The 16,762-nt window shown below is 69.3% G+C and carries 9 protein-coding genes and 1 pseudogene; 6 read left to right on the plus strand and 4 right to left on the minus strand.

Annotated features, from left to right (window positions below; all coding sequences use genetic code 11):
- Positions 1-308: 308 nt before the first annotated feature.
- Both SSP08S_RS32100 and SSP08S_RS64265 read right to left on the minus strand, forming a co-directional pair.
- Positions 309-1,103 carry a class I SAM-dependent methyltransferase gene (locus SSP08S_RS32100; RefSeq protein ID WP_043259814.1) on the minus strand — a complete coding sequence of 265 codons (795 nt, stop codon included), beginning with the start codon at positions 1,101-1,103 and terminating at the stop codon, positions 309-311.
- 87 nt (positions 1,104-1,190) lie between these two features.
- The gene (locus SSP08S_RS64265; RefSeq protein ID WP_019071766.1) at positions 1,191-2,675 is read right to left on the minus strand and encodes a M4 family metallopeptidase; all 1,485 of its coding nucleotides are present in this window, start codon (positions 2,673-2,675) and stop codon (positions 1,191-1,193) included.
- Positions 2,676-2,875: 200 nt separating this feature from the next.
- On the opposite strand from SSP08S_RS64265, the gene SSP08S_RS32110 reads away from it, so the two are divergent.
- The 4 genes from SSP08S_RS32110 (at position 2,876) to SSP08S_RS62610 (ending at position 6,757) form a co-directional block, all read left to right on the plus strand.
- Positions 2,876-4,198, plus strand: coding sequence for an aminotransferase class I/II-fold pyridoxal phosphate-dependent enzyme (locus SSP08S_RS32110; RefSeq protein WP_019071767.1), 1,323 nt, complete (start codon positions 2,876-2,878; stop codon positions 4,196-4,198).
- A gap of 35 nt (positions 4,199-4,233) precedes the next feature.
- Positions 4,234-5,127, plus strand: coding sequence for a dihydrodipicolinate synthase family protein (locus tag SSP08S_RS32115; protein ID WP_019071768.1), 894 nt, complete (start codon positions 4,234-4,236; stop codon positions 5,125-5,127).
- Between the two features lie 11 nt (positions 5,128-5,138).
- The gene (locus tag SSP08S_RS56285; RefSeq protein WP_245607996.1) at positions 5,139-6,398 is read left to right on the plus strand and encodes an MFS transporter; all 1,260 of its coding nucleotides are present in this window, start codon (positions 5,139-5,141) and stop codon (positions 6,396-6,398) included.
- Positions 6,399-6,589: 191 nt separating this feature from the next.
- The gene (locus SSP08S_RS62610) at positions 6,590-6,757 is read left to right on the plus strand and encodes a hypothetical protein (protein ID WP_086022023.1); all 168 of its coding nucleotides are present in this window, start codon (positions 6,590-6,592) and stop codon (positions 6,755-6,757) included.
- On the opposite strand, the gene SSP08S_RS32130 is transcribed toward SSP08S_RS62610, so the two are convergent.
- A complete protein-coding gene (locus SSP08S_RS32130; RefSeq protein WP_158697232.1) occupies positions 6,754-7,332 on the minus strand; it encodes an AAA family ATPase in 579 nt (192 codons plus the stop codon). The two genes, SSP08S_RS62610 and SSP08S_RS32130, sit on opposite strands and share 4 nt — an antisense overlap.
- Positions 7,333-7,397: 65 nt before the next feature.
- A pseudogene (locus SSP08S_RS58770) lies at positions 7,398-8,128 on the minus strand (COG3415 family protein); the annotation flags it as partial.
- A 943-nt stretch (positions 8,129-9,071) separates the two neighbouring features.
- On the opposite strand from SSP08S_RS58770, the gene SSP08S_RS32140 reads away from it, so the two are divergent.
- Together SSP08S_RS32140 and SSP08S_RS32145 are read left to right on the plus strand one after the other, a co-directional pair.
- A complete protein-coding gene (locus SSP08S_RS32140) occupies positions 9,072-12,365 on the plus strand; it encodes a lectin (protein WP_019071772.1) in 3,294 nt (1,097 codons plus the stop codon).
- A gap of 282 nt (positions 12,366-12,647) precedes the next feature.
- Positions 12,648-16,733 carry a beta-galactosidase gene (locus tag SSP08S_RS32145; RefSeq protein WP_019071773.1) on the plus strand — a complete coding sequence of 1,362 codons (4,086 nt, stop codon included), beginning with the start codon at positions 12,648-12,650 and terminating at the stop codon, positions 16,731-16,733.
- Positions 16,734-16,762 lie beyond the last annotated feature (29 nt).

Raw genomic sequence — 16,762 nt, forward strand, 5'->3', positions numbered from 1 at the left:
TCCAAGATCTCCTAGTGGGTCGTGGGCCCCAACAGGTGCCGACCACGAGAACGCGGGGAGCGGTCCTGGTCACCGCACGCTATGCGGGCTCCGGAGCCCGCGCAGGACTTCCGACGAACTCCCTGGTGAGAACCGCTGCACCGCGCTGACCTCGGATGTTGTGGGTGTGAGGGGTGGGATGGAACGTCGCGGGAGTGGTGTGTGAGGTGCGGGCGCGTCGAGGGGGTCGAACGGTGAAAAGGCGCGCGGCATCAAGGAGTTGACTCGTCGACCGCGCGATCCCGCCCCCGGGATGATGCACCGTCAGCTCACGTCACCCGGCCCAGGAGTACGGAAACCCGGACGCTCTCGAGATACGGGCCGGGCGGGAGCGACCGGTGAATCCGCTCGGCGAACGCCGGCCGGTCCTCCTGCCTGGGCAGCTTGTCCGCGGAGATGGCGGAGTAGACGCCGCCGATGATTTCGTCGACGCTCAGCTCGTCGCTGTAGTCGATCACCGTTTCCCCGACGTCCGTGAACCCGGCGGCACGGAGCGCGTCCGCGTATCGGCGCCGGTCGTGCGCTGCGGTGCCGCACGTTGCCTCCAGCCTCCTGCCGAAGTGATCCTCCAGGCAGGCCCGCAGGGCGTGTGACCAGGCACAGTCCTGCTGCCACAACGGTGTGCCGTTGGCCACCACGGCGATGCCGCCGCCCGTACGGAACAGGGGCGCCAAGGTACGGAAGAGCTCCTCGTGCCGCATCCAGTGGAGGGCCTGCCCGATCACCGTCATCGCCAGGGAGCCCTGCCCGACCAGCGTCCCCACCGCGGGGATGTCGCTGTCGGCGCCCAGCACCCATGTCACGTTCCGCACGCCCTGCGCCGCGGCCGCTTCCGCGGCGAGCCGCACCATGTCCGGTTCCGGGTCCATGCCGATGACGGAACGGACCTGGGAGGAGAGTGGAAGAGAGAGCTGACCCGTGCCGCATCCGAGGTCGAGCACGATGTCGTCGGCGGTGAGCGCGAAGGCCGCCCGCAGGGCCTCGATGACCGGGGGCGGATAGCCACGTCGGTACTTCGCGTAGAACTCGGCGACCTCACCACTGAAACCCACACCCGCAGTCATGCCCTCACCCTGGCAAGGGCGGGCCGATCAGGACAGCTCGGCAGCACGCGGATCGCTACCGGCAGAAAACTCCCGCACCCATCGCGCCTACTGAAGGACTCCGACAGCGGACCACGCGTCGAGAACCGCGCGATGCTCGTCGCCCTCGCCGTAGAGGCGGAGCGCCACGGAGGCCGTCAGGCGGGCGAAGTCGGCGAACTGTACGTGCTCGTCGAGTTCGGCGCTGGTCAGGGCCTCCCACCAGAGCTGCCCGGCCCGCTCCCACGCCTTGCCGCCCAGCCGCTCGGCGAGGAGGTAGAACGCGTGGTTGGGGATGCCCGAGTTGAGATGCACGCCCCCGTTGTCGCGTTCCGTGTGCTGGTAGCCCTCCATCGTCCTGGGCTGTGGGTCGGTGCCCAGAACGGCGTCGTCGTAGGCGCTGCCGGGATCCTTCAGCGAGCGCAGCGCGTCGCCGTGGATGCCGGGAGCCAGCAGCCCGGCGCCCAGCAGCCAGTCCGCCTGCTCCACGGTCTGGTCCAGCGTGTACTGCTTGAGCAGTACTCCGAAGACATCGCAGATCGAGTTGCGCAGGGCGCCGGTCTGTCCGTAGTAGGGGATAAGGCTCAGTTCGCCGAGTCCCTTCCAGACCTCGACGCCGATGATGTCGACGCACTTGCTGAACCGCGTGAAGATCTGGTCGTCGCCGTCCCCGAGGACCAGGACCTCACCGTTCCAGAACGCGTTGTTGTAGTTCCGGTCGTAGTGGACGACCGCCGCGATCGGTCCCTCCCCGGGCCTCGCGACGTACTCGCGGCCGAAGACCTCCCGCAGAAACCTCGACGCGGCCACCAGCCCCTCGTACGCCTCGTCGACGGCCGGGTCACCCACCGGACCGTGACCAGTTGAACGGGCCACCGTGGAAAGGCGGTTGAGATCCGTCCCCCACCGCGCGTCGAAGACCACGTGCTTCACGTCGTCGGCCGACGCCAGGTCCGGATTCCGTACGACGCGCCCCTCCTCGACGTACACCTCGGCACGGCGGAAGACGAACTGCGGCGGGGCCTGGTCGGTCAGCCGTTCCAGCAGAAGCAGCGGGACCACGCTGGAGCGCAGCAGCGCGGGTTCCAGCGGACTGGCGCTGCGTTCGACCAGTTCCAGTCGGCTCGTCCACGCCCGGATCTGGCCCTTGGAGATCCGGGCCACCTCGCCGATCTCCGTGATCGCCCGCACCAACCGCTGCACGGCGTCCCGGGCCAGATCCTCGCGAGCCTCCTCGGAGACCGTGTCCCCGGTGATGAACGGCATTGCCTCCAGGGCCTCGTAGCCACGCAGTACCGCTTCGAAGATCCCGCTGTCGCGTTTGCGCGCGAGCAGCGGCCCGTGGTCGTCCCACGCGGTACGGCTCGGCGCGGGCGCCGCCCAGTGCCCGTATCTGCGGTAGTACGCAACTGCCGTGCTGTTCCTGGTCAGTTCGGCGTAGATCAGCCTGGCCGCCGTACGGGCGTTGCTGTGGGTGCGCAGCAGTCCACCGGCGGCCGTGGCGATGCCGCCGCCCGCAGCGCCGATGAGCGCCGCTATCAACGTGCTGTCCATGCTTCCCCGCTTCCCCCGGGCATTGACGCACACGGTCAGGGAACCAGCGGGCCCCGGCGACGTCCAGGGTTTCCACCGGCTCGACGAACGCACGTGGCGCCGGTGGTCGTCCGTGACGTATGTTTGGCATAGGACAAACTTTGGCATAGGGCGAATCCTGCTGCTCGGACGAATCCTTCTCCTCGGGTGGAGCTGATCACGTGGCTATCAGGGGCGTCACCGCGGCCGAGATCGCGGGGAGCGTGCGGGACCAGGTCGCTTCGGGCGTGCTGGCGCCGCGGACGAGTCTGCCCCCGGTGCGGACGCTCGCGGCCGAGCTGGGCGTCAACCGGAACACGGTCGCCCTCGCGTACCGGCGCCTTGTCGAGGCGGGAGTCGCCGAGACCCGGGGCCGCGGCGGCACGGTCGTCGCGGCGGTGCCGCAGCTCGCACGCGAAGGCGTCGGTGTCGGCGCCGACTGCGTCGACCTGGCCGGCGGCAACCCCGACCCGCGGCTGCTGCCCGACATCCTGGCCGCCACCCGGCGCGGGGACTACAGCCCGCCGCTGTACGGCGCGCCCGCCATCGACGCCGGCCTGGAGGCCTGGGCCGGTGCCGACTTCGCCGAGGACATCGACCAACCGTTCCGCACCCTGGTGACGCACGGAGCGGTGGACGCCACCGAGCGGCTCCTCAACGCCCACCTCACCCGCGGGGACCTGGTGGCGATCGAGGACCCCTGCTTCCTGGCGAGCATCGGCACCCTGCGCCTCAACGGCTACCGCACAGCACCGGTCGGCGTCGACGGCGCCGGCCTGCGCCCCGACGCCCTGCGCGCTGCCCTGGAAGCCGGCGCCCGCGCGGTCGTCTGCACACCCCGGGCCCACAACCCGACCGGCGTGAGCCTCACCGAGGAACGGGCGGCCGACCTGCGCGCGATCCTCGCGGAGTACCCCCAGGTCCTCGTGATCGAGGACGACCACTTCTCGGCCGTCTCCGCGCGGCCGTACCACCGGATCACACCACCGGGCAGTTCACGCTGGGCGCTGGTGCGGTCCGTGTCCAAGTTCCTCGGACCGGATCTGCGACTCGCCCTCGTCGCCGCCGACGCCGAGACCGCCGCGCGCCTGGAAGCGCGGTTGAGCGCCGGCACCACCTGGGTCAGCCGCCTGCTCCAGCACGTCACCCGTGAACTCCTCCTCGATCCCCGCGTCCATGAACTCCACGAACGGGCCCGCGAGTTGTACGCGCGGCGCAGCGGCCTGCTCGTCGAGCGGCTGCACGCGCAGGGCATCGAGGTCCCGCACAAGCCTGACGGACTGAACGTATGGGTCGAGCTCGACGTCGACGGACGGGCCGCGGCCGCGGCCCTGGCGCAACGGGGTTGGGCGGTGCGGCCCGGGCACCTCTTCGCGCCGGACCCGGCCGCCCACCGGGGCGCGATCCGCGTCACCTCCTCCACCGTCACCGAGCCGCAGGCCGAGGCCTTCGCCGCCGAACTCGCCGCGGTCGTCGAGGAATTGCGCTCGACAGCGGCCAACTGACCATCACGAACGTCCCACCCGAGCAAGGAGTCATCATGTTCCGCGGCCTGAGCGCCTTCCCCCTCACGCCCACCGACGAGCAGGGCATCGACGAAACGGCGTACGCCGCGCTCGTCGCACGGCTCGCCGCCGCCGGCGTGGACTCCATCGGCGCGCTCGGCTCCACCGGCGGCTACGCCTACCTCACCCGCGAACAGCGCGCCCACGCCGCGAAGATCGCGGTCGAGGCCGCCGACGGGGTGCCCGTCATCGTCGGCATCGGCGCGCTGCGCACCTCCCACGTGCGGGAGTTGGCCGAGGACGCCCAGCGGGCGGGCGCCTCCGGACTGCTGCTCGCCCCGATGACGTATCAGGCGCTCACCGAGGACGAGGTGTTCGGCCTGTACGAGGACGTGACACGCGACCTCTCCGTACCGCTGTGCGTCTACGACAACCCCGGCACCACGCACGTCCACTTCACCGACGAACTGCACGGCCGTATCGCGCAGTTGCCCAACATCGGCTCGATCAAGATCCCCGGTGTGCCCGACGACCCGCGCGAGGCCGAACTCCGGGTCGCCGCGCTGCGCGCGCTGATCCCCGACACCGTCACCATCGGAGTGAGCGGGGACTGGACGGCCGCGCGCGGTCTGAACGCCGGGTGCGACGCCTGGTACTCGGTCATCGGCGGCACCTTCCCGCTGACCGCGCTCGCCGTCACCCGTGCCGCCCAGGCCGGCCACGCGGGCCCGGCGGTGGACCTCTCCGCTCAACTCGAGCCGCTGTGGGCCCTGTTCCGCCGCCACGGCAGCCTGCGCGTCATCTCCGCCGCCGCCGCCCACCTCGGCCTGACAGGGGAACCGAACCTGCCGCTTCCGCTGCGGGGTCTTGACGAGACCGCCCGCCAGGAGGTCGTCGCCGCGCTGGACACCCTCGGGCTGACCTCCTGAGCGCGAACGGCGTGAACTCGCAGCGCACAGCGAGCAGTTCACGGAGGTCGCGGGAGGAGGACTCGCCTTCGTCCGGAGGGGGCGGGGGCGTCGGCGGCCTGGCGCGCTACGTCGTCGCCGCTGCCCTTGCCCGCACCGCCGACGGCGGAGCGGTGGTCGCCGTCGTCCTGCTCGTCACCTCGTCCGGCGGCTCCGGGACGCTCGCCGGGGTACTCGGCGCGTGCATCACCGCCCCGCATCTGCTCGGACCCTTCGTCGCCAGGTCGCTGGACCTCGCCGGGGACGGCCGCAAGGTCATCGCGGCGGCCTGCCTCCTGTACGCCACCGCGCTGACCGCGGGTGTGCTGACGTACGGTCAGGCACCTGTCGTACTGACCGCGCTGCTGCTGGCCACGGCCGGCGCCTGCGGGCCGCTGCTGACCGGCGGCATCAGCAGCCGGCTGCCCGCCATCGTCGGACCCCAACTGCGCACGCAGCGCCGGGCCCAGGGCTGGGACGTGGCCACCTACGGCATCGGCGGCACTGTCGGCCCGTCCCTGGTGGCCGCCCTGTCGGGCTGGGTCTCGCCCACCGCGGCGGCTCTCGCCCTCGCGGCCGGGGCGGCCACGGCGGCGGGCGGTGTCCTGCTGCTGCCGTTCAGTGCGCCGTCGCACGGTGGCGACAGGTCGGCGATCCTCAAGCCGGGAGCGACCCTCGCGCTGATAGCCCGGACGGGTCGGCTTCGGCGCACCGTCTACCTCACGATGGTCGTCGCCCTGAGTGTCGCCGCGCTGCCGATCACCGCGGTCCACCTGACGAAGATCCTCGGCACCGAGCCGGCCACCGCGGCCCTGCTGACCGCCGCGTACGGCCTCGGCAATCTCACCGGATCGATAGCGGTCATGGTCCGCCCTCTCACCGGCGATCCGGACCGGCTGATGCGCCGCCTCGCCCTGGGCGTCGTCGCCGGCCTCCTCACCGTCACCGCGAGCCCCGCCTTCGCGGTGTCCGTCGCGGCCTACGCCCTCACCGGGATCCTCAACACCTGCTTCTTCGCCTCCACCCTCGCGGCCCGCACGGAGTACGCACCGAGCGGAGCGCGCGGCCAGGTCTTCATCTGGGTCGCGGCCCTGAAGATCACGTCCGGCTCCGCCGGCACGGCACTGGCCGGTTCGCTGACCGGCGTGTCCGTCCGACTCCCACTCGTCGTCGGCCTCCTGGCCGTCTCCGCTGCCGTCGCCGCCGCGACCACCGAGACACGCTTCGCGAGAGCCGCCGAGAAGCGCCCGTGACCGTACCGAGAGAATCGTCGCAACGCTCGTATGATGCGGAGTTCCGCTGATGCGGAGTTCCGCGAGGGTGCTCTACGTGTCGTGATCGAGACCGGGAGGCCGGCCTCGGAGGTCGCCGAGTAGCTCGGCGTCAACGCCAGCACCCTGCACAGCCGGGACCGATGCCATTTCCGGAGGTCAGCGTGTGCGCCATGATCCTGATAGTGCCTTTTGCCGCCGGGTTATTGATCATCGGCATCGTCCAGGGTCACCTCGGGACAGCGATCCTGGGTGCCGTACTTCTCGCCTTCGTCGTGTGGGCCCTTGCGAGCGCCAAGGGCGACGAGGACAGCGACGACGCCGATGACGGTGAAGCCTAGTGCTCTGGCCGCATAGGTTCGCCGGGTCCGGGGTCGTGGCGGGTGGACCCTGTCAGCCCCTGAACTGCGTCGATCACCCTGCCCACCACCTCGGTCACCGGCTTGGATGCATCGATGATCGTCGCGCCACGGCTTTCGTAGATCGCTCTCATCCGAGGGTTCCACTTCAGGGCCGCTGCGAGCTCTTCGGGATGTTGCCCGAACGGGTTCGTAGTGCGGGTCGCGAGCCGGTGGCGGAGGGTCTCCTCGTCGATCACCAGGCACACGGTGAGGTCGAAGAGATCGCGGACGTCTGCCTCGTTCTCCGCCGACCCGCACAAGAACGCGATGTGGAAACGAGACTCCTCGACGAGGGTCTCAACGCGTTCACGGACGATCGCCCACCCGTATCGGTCGAGCCAGCCCCCAGGAACCGGATACGGAGGATCCACCACGACGTCGCCCTTGGTCCGGTCGATCCAGCGACTGAAGCCGTCCTCGTCGGCGTCGAGCGCGACGTAGCCACGCGCTCGCAACACCCTGCAGACCGTGGACTTACCAGTCCCTGAATTGCCCGTAACCCACACCAACGTCACGCCGCCAGCGTAGACATGACCACCCCGGGCCAGTGCTGTGACCGCGCAGGTTCGCCGGGTTGCGGTCAGGCTGCGGCTTTGAGAGGGCGGCCGCTCCAGCGGATGCCCTTCTCGCTTCGGATGCGGGCGCGTTCGTTGCGCTCGGCGGCCAGGGCCTGGGTCTGCATGGTGTGGTTGGGGTGCTGGGAGTTGGCGATGGTGAACTGCCGCAGCGGCCCGAAGTGCGCCTCGACCGGGTTCGCCCACGAGGCGTAGGTCGGGGTGAAGCACGGATCGACTTCAGCGCGGCCAGCGTGTTCACGGCTCCCTTCTTGCGCCGGTTCACGCCCCACAGACGGTCGTCGCCCACCGAGTAGCAGCCGTGGAAGTAGCGCACCTCGTGGGTGCGGTGGTAGGTGGCAGGCACCCGGTCGGGACGCCGTTGTTCGGCCCAGCCCGAGCCCGCGGTGGGCCGGATGCCCAGCGGGCCGAACTCGTCGAAGGCGAACACCCGGTCCGGGAAGCGGTCCAGAATGTGCCCGCTACGGTCCAGCTCCATCTCCCGTTCGCGGTCCGGGGGCTCCTTCCAGGTCTTGGTGCGCTGGAAGGGGACGCCGCGGCGGGCGAGCAGGCACCGTAACGCCTCACGGCCGAGGCTGATCACACGGGCGTGCACTTTGTGCAGGTAGGCGACCAGCCTGCGCAGCGACCAGCGGGTGAACGGCTGGCCGAGCTCGACCGGGCGGGTGGTGGCCGTCTGGATGACGAAGTCCTCGTCGTCATCGCCGAGTTGGCGGGGACGGCCTCCCGCCCACTGTCCGCCCGCCGAGGCCGGCAGCTCCGAAGAGTGATCGAGTCCAGGAAGGCCACTTACGCTCAAGTGCGCCATTCGTCGGGATCCTGAATTCGCGCACCATATACATCTCGTCGTGCAAACTCCCGTCCGCGGTGAGCGTGTTGCGCGGTATACGACCGACCTCGACGAAAAGCGGCGTCGAGCATCGACGTGCCAACCGAGGAGTTCGTCGTCACGCTGCACCACAACGAGGTGAGTGTCGGCACGAGCGTCAGGTCAGGATGGCCAACCACTTTGACTCCGCACGGCAGTTCACGAAACGTGGTGGCCGAAGAGCGGGGAAATTGCGACCCGGTGCGGCTGCCCGACTTGAAATGCGGGGCGCCCATTCCATTCGGCCGAACCGGACGCCTCGGCCGCGGGACGGCATGATCCACGAGCCGTACTCGAACAAGGGAATGGGCGTCCCATGGCGTCAGGATGACCCAGTGCTGGGGGATTCTTGCCGGAACCATTGCCGCGCCTGCCGGTTGTGCGACCACTCCGAGAGGTAAGCCGTCGGCTCGACGTGTTTGCGTCTGGGTTTGCACACAAGGGCAAGGCGGGTCCGCGCGTCCCGGAACCCGTGCGCCCCCCTGGGGTGCCGCCGCCGCACGCGCCCCTGGGTGAACTTCGCGTTCAGAAAGTCCCGTTGGCCTCGTTGACATGCCATCAGCGCACACGTTTCACTCGACACTCGTGCATGGCAACGTTGTCAGGCCGTCGAGGGCGACCGGAACTGTTGCCTGTCGTCGGCGTTCCGGGATCTCGGTGCGTCGGCATCTGTTCTGCCAGGCACGAATTGCTGCGGAGGCAACCGATGGTGAGACCCCGACATTCAGCCGCGCCACGTGACAGCAAGAGATCCCGCCGGTATTCGGCCCTGTTCTGCGTCCTGGGCCTGGCCGTTCTGCCACTGCCGGCAGTGGGCAACGCGTATGCCGCGAGCGGCGCGACGCCGGCCCTGGTGACGGACCCCGCGTCCCTCGTCAACCCCCTCATCGGCACCTCCGGTGCGGTGGACACCTTCCCCGGCCCCGACATGCCGGCCGGGATGGTCCAGTGGGGCCCGGACACGACGCCAGACCGCCCCGACGGCGGCGGCTACGAGTACAACGACAAGAAGATCTCCGGCTTCAGCCTCACCCACATCTCGGGCCCGGGCTGCCCCGTCGCGGGCGACCTGCCCGTCCTGCCCGTGACCGGCGCACTGTCGGGCGACCTCGGCACCACGTCCGCCGGCTTCAGTCACGCCGACGAGCAGGCGGGGCTCGGCTACTACAAGGTCACCGACGCGAACGGCGTCAAGACCGAACTGACCGACACAACCCGCGCGGGCCTCGGCCGCTTCACCTTCCCCGCTGGGCAGCAGGCGAACCTGCTCTTCAAGCTCAGCGGCGGTGCCACCCAGATCGACGGGACCCGCGTCCAGGTCGTGAACAGCCAGGAGATCAGCGGCGCGATCGACAGCGGTCACTTCTGCGGCGCCGCCAACAGATACACGCTGCACTTCGACATCAAGTTCGACCGGCCGTTCGCCGCGAGCGGCACCTGGGTCGGCGGCACCATCACCCCCGACGCGAAGTCCCTGAAGGCCGGCAAGGTCCAACCGGCCCCGCAGAAGACGAAGTCGGCGCCGCTGAAGGAGAAGCACTTCACCGTCCCGGCGAAGCCCGCCCCGACGATCCACACGAGCGCGAACAAGCACTCCGGTACGCCGTCCCCGGCAGCGAGTGCCGCACCGCGGACATCCGCTGCCGCGCAGCCGCCCACCACCGGCGCGAACGGCATGTATCTGACCTTCGACACCACCTCGAACCCGACGGTGAACGCCAAGGTCGGCATCTCGTACACGAGTGACGCCGGAGCGGCGAACAACCTCTCCACCGAGATCAAGAAGTGGGATCTCGCAGCCGTCGAACAGGCCAATCACGACGCCTGGAACACGGTGCTGACCAAGCTCCAGATCGGCGGCGGCACTTCGAACCAGCAGACGCAGTTCTACACCGCGCTGTACCACGCGCTGCTGCACCCGAACGTCTTCTCCGACGACAACGGCCAGTACATGGGCATGGACAACCAGATCCACACGCTCGCCAAGGGACAGAAGGCCCAGTACGCCAACTACTCAGGCTGGGACACCTATCGCTCCCAGACGCAGCTGATGGCGATGGTCGAGCCGAAGGTCGCCGGTGACGTCGTCACCTCGATGCTCAACGGCTATGACCAGACAGGCCTGTTGCCCAAGTGGGCCTCGAACAACGGCGAGAGCTACGTCATGGTCGGCGACCCGGCAGCCGGCATCATCGCCGACGCGTACGCCTTCGGCGCCACCAACTTCGATACGGCCAAGGCCCTTTCGGCCCTCCAGCACGAGGCCACCGTCCCGAACAACGACCGCCCCGGCGAGTCCGTACGGGACGCGAAGGGCTATCTCCCGCTCGACGAGAACGACTACAACTGCTGCAACTTCTACGGCCCCGTCTCCACCCAACTCGAATACGACTCCGCCGACTACGCCATCGCCGCCTTCGCGAAGTCGCTGGGCAACACATCCGTCTACGCGAAGTTCGCCACCCGCGCCCAGGACTGGATGAACGTCTTCAACCCGCAGACCGGCTATATGCAGGCCAAGAACAAGGACGGCCAGTTCGCGGGCGGCTTCACCCCCGGCACCTCCAACGGCTTCGTGGAGGGCACCTCCGCGCAGTACACGCCGATGGTCCCCTTCAACCTGCGCCAGCTCATCCAGGCACGCGGCGGGAACACGGCGTACTCGTCCTACTTGGACAGCCTGCTCGACAACATCACCCGCCCCGGCAACACCGACGCCGACCTGAGCAACGAGCCCAGTGTGGAGATCCCCTGGGAGTACGACTACACGGGCCAGCCCTGGAAGACCCAGGCGGCCGTGCGCGACGCCCAGCAGAACCTGTACTTCAACGCGCCCGTCGGCTCCTTCGGCAACGACGACCTCGGCGCGATGAGCTCCTGGTACGTCTGGTCCGAGCTCGGTATGTACCCGGAGACCCCGGGCACGGACACCCTGGCACTCGGCAGCCCCGCGTTCCCGGTGGCCAAGGTGACCCTCGGCAGCGGCAGGACCGTGGGGATCAACGCACCGCAGGCCGCGCCCGACGCGCCGTACGTACAGTCGCTCGCCGTCAAGGGCAAGGCGTGGAACAGCTCCTGGCTGAGCTATCAGCAGTTCCAGGGCGCGGGCTCGCTCGACTTCACGCTCGGCACCGTACCCAACAAGGCCTGGGCGTCCGACCCTTCGGCCGCACCGCCCTCGGACACCACGGGCGGCGGCCGGGTGCTGGCCGCGACCGGTCCCTCCAGTGACGGCCTGGTGCTCCAGCCGGGCGCGTCCGGTGACGGCACGCTCGATCTCACCAACCTCGGCAGCACTGCCGTCACGGTCGACTGGAAGGCGACGGCACCCTCCGGCGTCACGCTGGACACGTCGTCCGGTTCGCTGACGGTCCCCGCGACAGGCAGCGCCGAGGCCAAGGTCAAGGTGACGGCGGGTGCGAGCGAGGGAACCTACCCGGTCACCTTCGCGCTCACCGATCACAGCACCGGTACGGCACTGAGCGGGGCGACCCTCCGCGTGGCCGTGGCCAAGGCCGGCGCGCTGTGGCCGTATGCCACCAACGAGGGCATCTACCCCGACGGCACCTCCTTCTCGGGCGGATTCGACAACGACGGCTGGGCGTTCTCGCAGAACGCCCTGTCGGCTGCCGGTGTCACGAGCGGCTCCACCGTCACCGCCGACGGCATCTCCTACACCTGGCCGACGGTGACGTCCGGGCAGCTGGACAACCTGGAGATGGCCGGCCAGACCATCCCGATGCCGGCCGGCGTGTCCGGTGCGTCGCTCGGCCTGCTGGGCACCGCGACCAACGCGCCGACCGACGGCAGCGGGGTCTCGGGCACGGTGACCGTCACCTACACCGACGGCACCACCTCGCAGGCGACGATCGGCTTCTCGGACTGGACGCTCAACGGCGGCGGCAGCACGCCGCTCCCAGGGGACACGACGGCCGTCACGACCGCCTATCGGAACACCGGGAGCGGGGGCCGGGACAACGTCAAGGCCTATGTCTTCGCCACCAAGGTCCCGCTGGACGCGTCCAAGCAGGTCGCGTCGATCACGCTGCCGGTGACGGGCTCGTCGGGCGCCGACCACCTGTTCGCATACGGATTCGGCCAGTAGCGCGGTGAGTTGAGGCACTGGCGGTCCTGACGACGCCGGACCGGTTCCCGGACGCGAGCCCGGGAACCGGTCCCTCAACTGTCTTCTCCCGCCCCATTGTGGTGAGGCCTGTGCACCTTTACTGTTCGGCTTTGCCTGAGTCTGTTTGATGCTGTTCGCCCAGTCGGTCTGGAGGCCGCCGTGCGGGGTAGTCGGAACGGTTCGGAAGGTGCGAGACCCGGTCGGCGCCGGTGGTGGAGGTCCGTCCTCGCGACGGCCGCGACCATCGCCCTCGCGGCGGGCATGACCGCGCCGGCCACGGCGGTGGCGCAGGACATCGGCGAGCAGGCGCCCGCCGTCAGTCAGGACGCCGCCGACACTCCGCAGGCTCACACGGTGACCCTCGACGGCTATTCGTTCCTCGTCGACGGCAAGCGCACCTACCTGTGGTCCGGCGAGTTCCACTACTTCCGGCTCCCGAGCCCGGACCTGTGGCGCGACATCTTCCAGAAGATGAAGGCCGCGGGCTTCAACTCCACGTCCCTGTACTTCGATTGGGGCTACCACTCGCCCAAGCCGGGCGTCTACGACTTCACCGGGGTACGGGACGTCGACAAGCTCCTCGACATGGCCCAGGAGGCCGGGCTCTACGTCATCGCGCGCCCGGCGCCGTACATCAACGCGGAGGTCGACGGCGGCGGACTGCCCGGCTGGCTGAGCACCAAGGCCGGCAACAACCGCAGCGACGACCCGCAGTTCCTCAAGTACGCGGACGAGTGGCTGACCCAGATCGACCGGATCATCGCCCGCCACCAACTGACCAACGGCACAGGGTCGGTGATCGCCTATCAGGTCGAGAACGAGTACTACAACGGCTCGGCCGCCGGACGCTCCTACATGCAGCACCTCGAAGACAAGGCCCGCGCGGACGGCATCACGGTCCCGCTGACCGGCAACAACAACGGCACCTTCAACTCCGGTACCGGCGCCCTGGACGTCGACGGCCCCGACTCCTACCCGCAGGGCTTCAACTGCTCCAACCCCGCGAAGTGGAACGGCGTCCCCGACATCAGCTACGACCACCCGGCCGGAAAACCGCTCTACTCACCGGAGTTCCAGGGCGGCGCCTTCGACCCGTGGGGCGGACCGGGCTACGACAAGTGCGCCCAGCTCATCAACGACCAGTTCGCCAACGTCTTCTACAAGCAGAACATCGCCGTCGGCGCGACCGCACAGAGCTTCTACATGACCTACGGCGGCACCAACTGGGGCTGGCTCGGCATGCCGCAGAACTACACGTCGTACGACTACGGGGCCGCGATCCGGGAGACCCGCCAGCTCGACCCGAAGTACTACGAGGACAAGCTCATCGGGTACTTCACGCAGTCGGTCGCTCCGCTGACGAAGACCGAGGCGATCAGGACCACACCACCGGACGACTCGGCGGTCGTGGACACCGCCCGGATGAACCCCGACACCAAGACGCAGTTCCACGTCCTGCGGCACGGCAACTCCACCTCCACGGCGGTCGACAAGACCCACATCTCCCTGGACTTCAACGCCGTCCCGTCCGCCGACACCACCTACACCTGGGACGACCCCGACTCCGCGCTGCAGTACGCCGGTTCGTGGTCGCACGTGGCCAACACGAGCTACACCGGCGGCGATTACAAACACACGGAGTCCTTCTCGAAGACGGCCGGCGACTCCCTCACCGTTCCCTTCGACGGCACCGCGATCCGCTGGATCGGCTCGAAGACCAACAACCACGGCAACGCCGACGTCTACCTCGACGGCACCAAGGTGGCCACGGTCGACGACTCCGGCAGCGAGAGCCAGGCGGTTCTCTTCCAGAAGACCGGCCTGACACCCGGCGCGCACACGCTGAAGATCGTCGTCGCCGGGAGCCACAGCTCGGGATCCACGGACAACTACGTGGCCGTAGACGCCATCGACGTACCGACGGGCGACTCCGCCGCGGAGCCGACCTACCCGGTCGTACCGCAGCAGCCCGGCACCGCGATCACCCTCGACGGACGCGACTCCCACGTGATCGTGGCCAACTACCGCTTCGGCGAAGCCCAGTTGCAGTACTCGACCTCCGAGATCATGACCAACGCGACCATCGGGAACCGGGACGTCGCCGTGCTCTACGGCGACGAGGACAGCGACGGTGAGACGGTCCTCCGCTACACCACCGAGCCCACCGTGACCGCCAACGGCGGGACGGTCACGACCAGTTGGGACCCGTCCACCGGCGACCTCCGCCTGAACTACACGCACAAGGGCCTGATCCGCATCAGCATCAGCGGCGACGGAAAGCGCCCGCTCCTTCTGCTGGTCGGCGACAAGGCCACGGCGGAGACCTTCTGGCGCCAGGACACGGCGAGCGGCCCCGTTCTCGTGCGCGGCACCCACCTGCTGCGGACGGCGACCAGCCTGCGCGGCGGCCGCACCGTGGCGCTCACCGGCGACAACGCCGACGACAAGAACATCGAGGTGTTCACCTCCGCCACTCAAGTCACCTGGAACGGGAGGGCGTTGGGCGCCCTCGCCACCGACACGGGGAGCCTCACCGGGAAGATCCCGGTGGCCGCTCCCGTGAACCTGCCGGCACTCACCAACTGGAAGCACGCCGAGGAATCCCCCGAAGCGGCCCCAGGTTTCGACGACACCAGCTGGCAGGTGGCCGACAAGGCGACCACCAACAGCGTCTCCGGCGTCAACTCGCTGCCGGTGCTCTACGCCGACGACTACGGCTTCCACACCGGCAACACCTGGTACCGGGGCCGCTTCCGCGCCACCGGCAAGGAGACCGGCATCCACCTGGTCTCGGACTCGGGAGGAGACGCGCAGGCGTTCTCCGTCTGGCTCAACGGGACCTTCCTGGGCAGCTCCACCACCGGCAGCGGTGACTTCACCTTCCCGGCCGACGCGCTGAAGTCCCAAGGGGACAACGTCATTTCAGTGCTCACCGTCAACATGGGACACGAGGAGGACTACAACTCCACCAACGGCAACAAGGCCGCGCGCGGCCTGACCAGCGCCTCCCTCGTCGGCGCGCCGCTGACGTCCGTCACCTGGCGTCTCCAGGGCGTACGGGGCGGCGAAGACCTCCAGGACACGGTCCGCGGTGCACTGTCGACGGGCGGCCTCTACGGCGAGCGGGCCGGCTGGTCCCTGCCGGGCTACCCGGACGCCGACTGGAACCGCGTGACCCTCCCGACGACCGACACGACACCCGGCGTCTCCTGGTACCGCACCGACGCCAAGCTGGACCTGCCGCACGGTCAGGACACCTCGCTCGGGCTCACATTCACGGACGACCCGGCGCGCAAGTACCGCGCCACGATCTTCGTGAACGGCTGGCAGGTCGGCAACTACGTCAACTACCTCGGCCCGCAGCACACCTTCCCGGTCCCCAACGGCATCCTGAACCCGAACGGTCACAACAGCATCGCCATCGCGGTGTGGAACCTCGACGGCAGCACCGGCGGACTCGGCCAGGTCTCACTGACCGACTACGGCAGCTACGCCTCCTCCCTGCGCGTCGCACAGAACGACAGCCCGCGCTACGACGCCCGGACCTACGCGATGCCGAAGCGCCCGGGGACGGACGTCACCCTCGACGTGCCGGACACCGCCCAGCCGGGACAGGCCTTCACCGCCCGTACGACGGTCCGGGTGCCGAAGGACGGACGGCCCGCCTCCGGACTGACGGCCTCGCTCGCGGCGCCGGACGGCTGGAGCGTGAGTGCCACGAGCCCCGAGTCGGTCGAGCGCCTGCGGCCCGGCACCTCGGCCACCTTCACCTGGCAGGTCCGGCCCCCGGCCGGAACGCTGCCGTCCGCCTCGGCACTCACCGCCACGGTGCACTACCGGCAGAACGGACGGCAGGCTGTCGGCGACGACGAGCGCATCGTCCGAGGGATCCCGCCGGCTCCGCCCGCCGGACAGAGCGACGTGAGCGGTCTGCCGTTCCTGTCGTCCACCAACGGGTGGGGCCCGGTGGAACGGGACACCAGCGTCGGCGAGCAGGCGGCCGGTGACGGCCGTCCGATCACCATCGCGGGCGTCGGCTACGCCAAGGGCCTGGGCACCAACTCCGTGAGCGACGTCGAGCTGTACCTCGCCGGACAGTGCTCGCGGTTGACGGCGTCCGTCGGCGTCGACGACGAGACGAACGGTGCGGGCACGGTGACGTTCTCGGTGATCGCCGACGGCAAGACTCTGGTCACCACGCCGACGATCCACGGCAAACAGGCCGCGGTGCCGATCGACGTCGACATCAGCGGCGCCCAGGTGCTCGACCTCAAGGTCGGCGACGCGGGCGACGGCAACGGCAACGACCACGGCGACTGGGGGACGCCCACGCTGACGTGTGAATGACCGGGAGGCAGGACAGCGCGGGCGTTCCT

It is taken from the genome of Streptomyces hokutonensis (assembly GCF_000376565.1).
GTDB classification, from domain to species: domain Bacteria; phylum Actinomycetota; class Actinomycetes; order Streptomycetales; family Streptomycetaceae; genus Streptomyces; species Streptomyces hokutonensis.

Coding starts and splice junctions, on each gene's coding strand:
- SSP08S_RS32100 (WP_043259814.1), bottom strand. CDS start 1,103: ATGACTGCGGGTGTGGGTTTCAGTGGTGAGGTCGCCGAGTTCTACGCG.
- SSP08S_RS64265 (WP_019071766.1), bottom strand. CDS start 2,675: ATGGACAGCACGTTGATAGCGGCGCTCATCGGCGCTGCGGGCGGCGGC.
- SSP08S_RS32115 (WP_019071768.1), top strand. CDS start 4,234: ATGTTCCGCGGCCTGAGCGCCTTCCCCCTCACGCCCACCGACGAGCAG.
- SSP08S_RS62610 (WP_086022023.1), top strand. CDS start 6,590: ATGATCCTGATAGTGCCTTTTGCCGCCGGGTTATTGATCATCGGCATC.
- SSP08S_RS32145 (WP_019071773.1), top strand. CDS start 12,648: ATGACCGCGCCGGCCACGGCGGTGGCGCAGGACATCGGCGAGCAGGCG.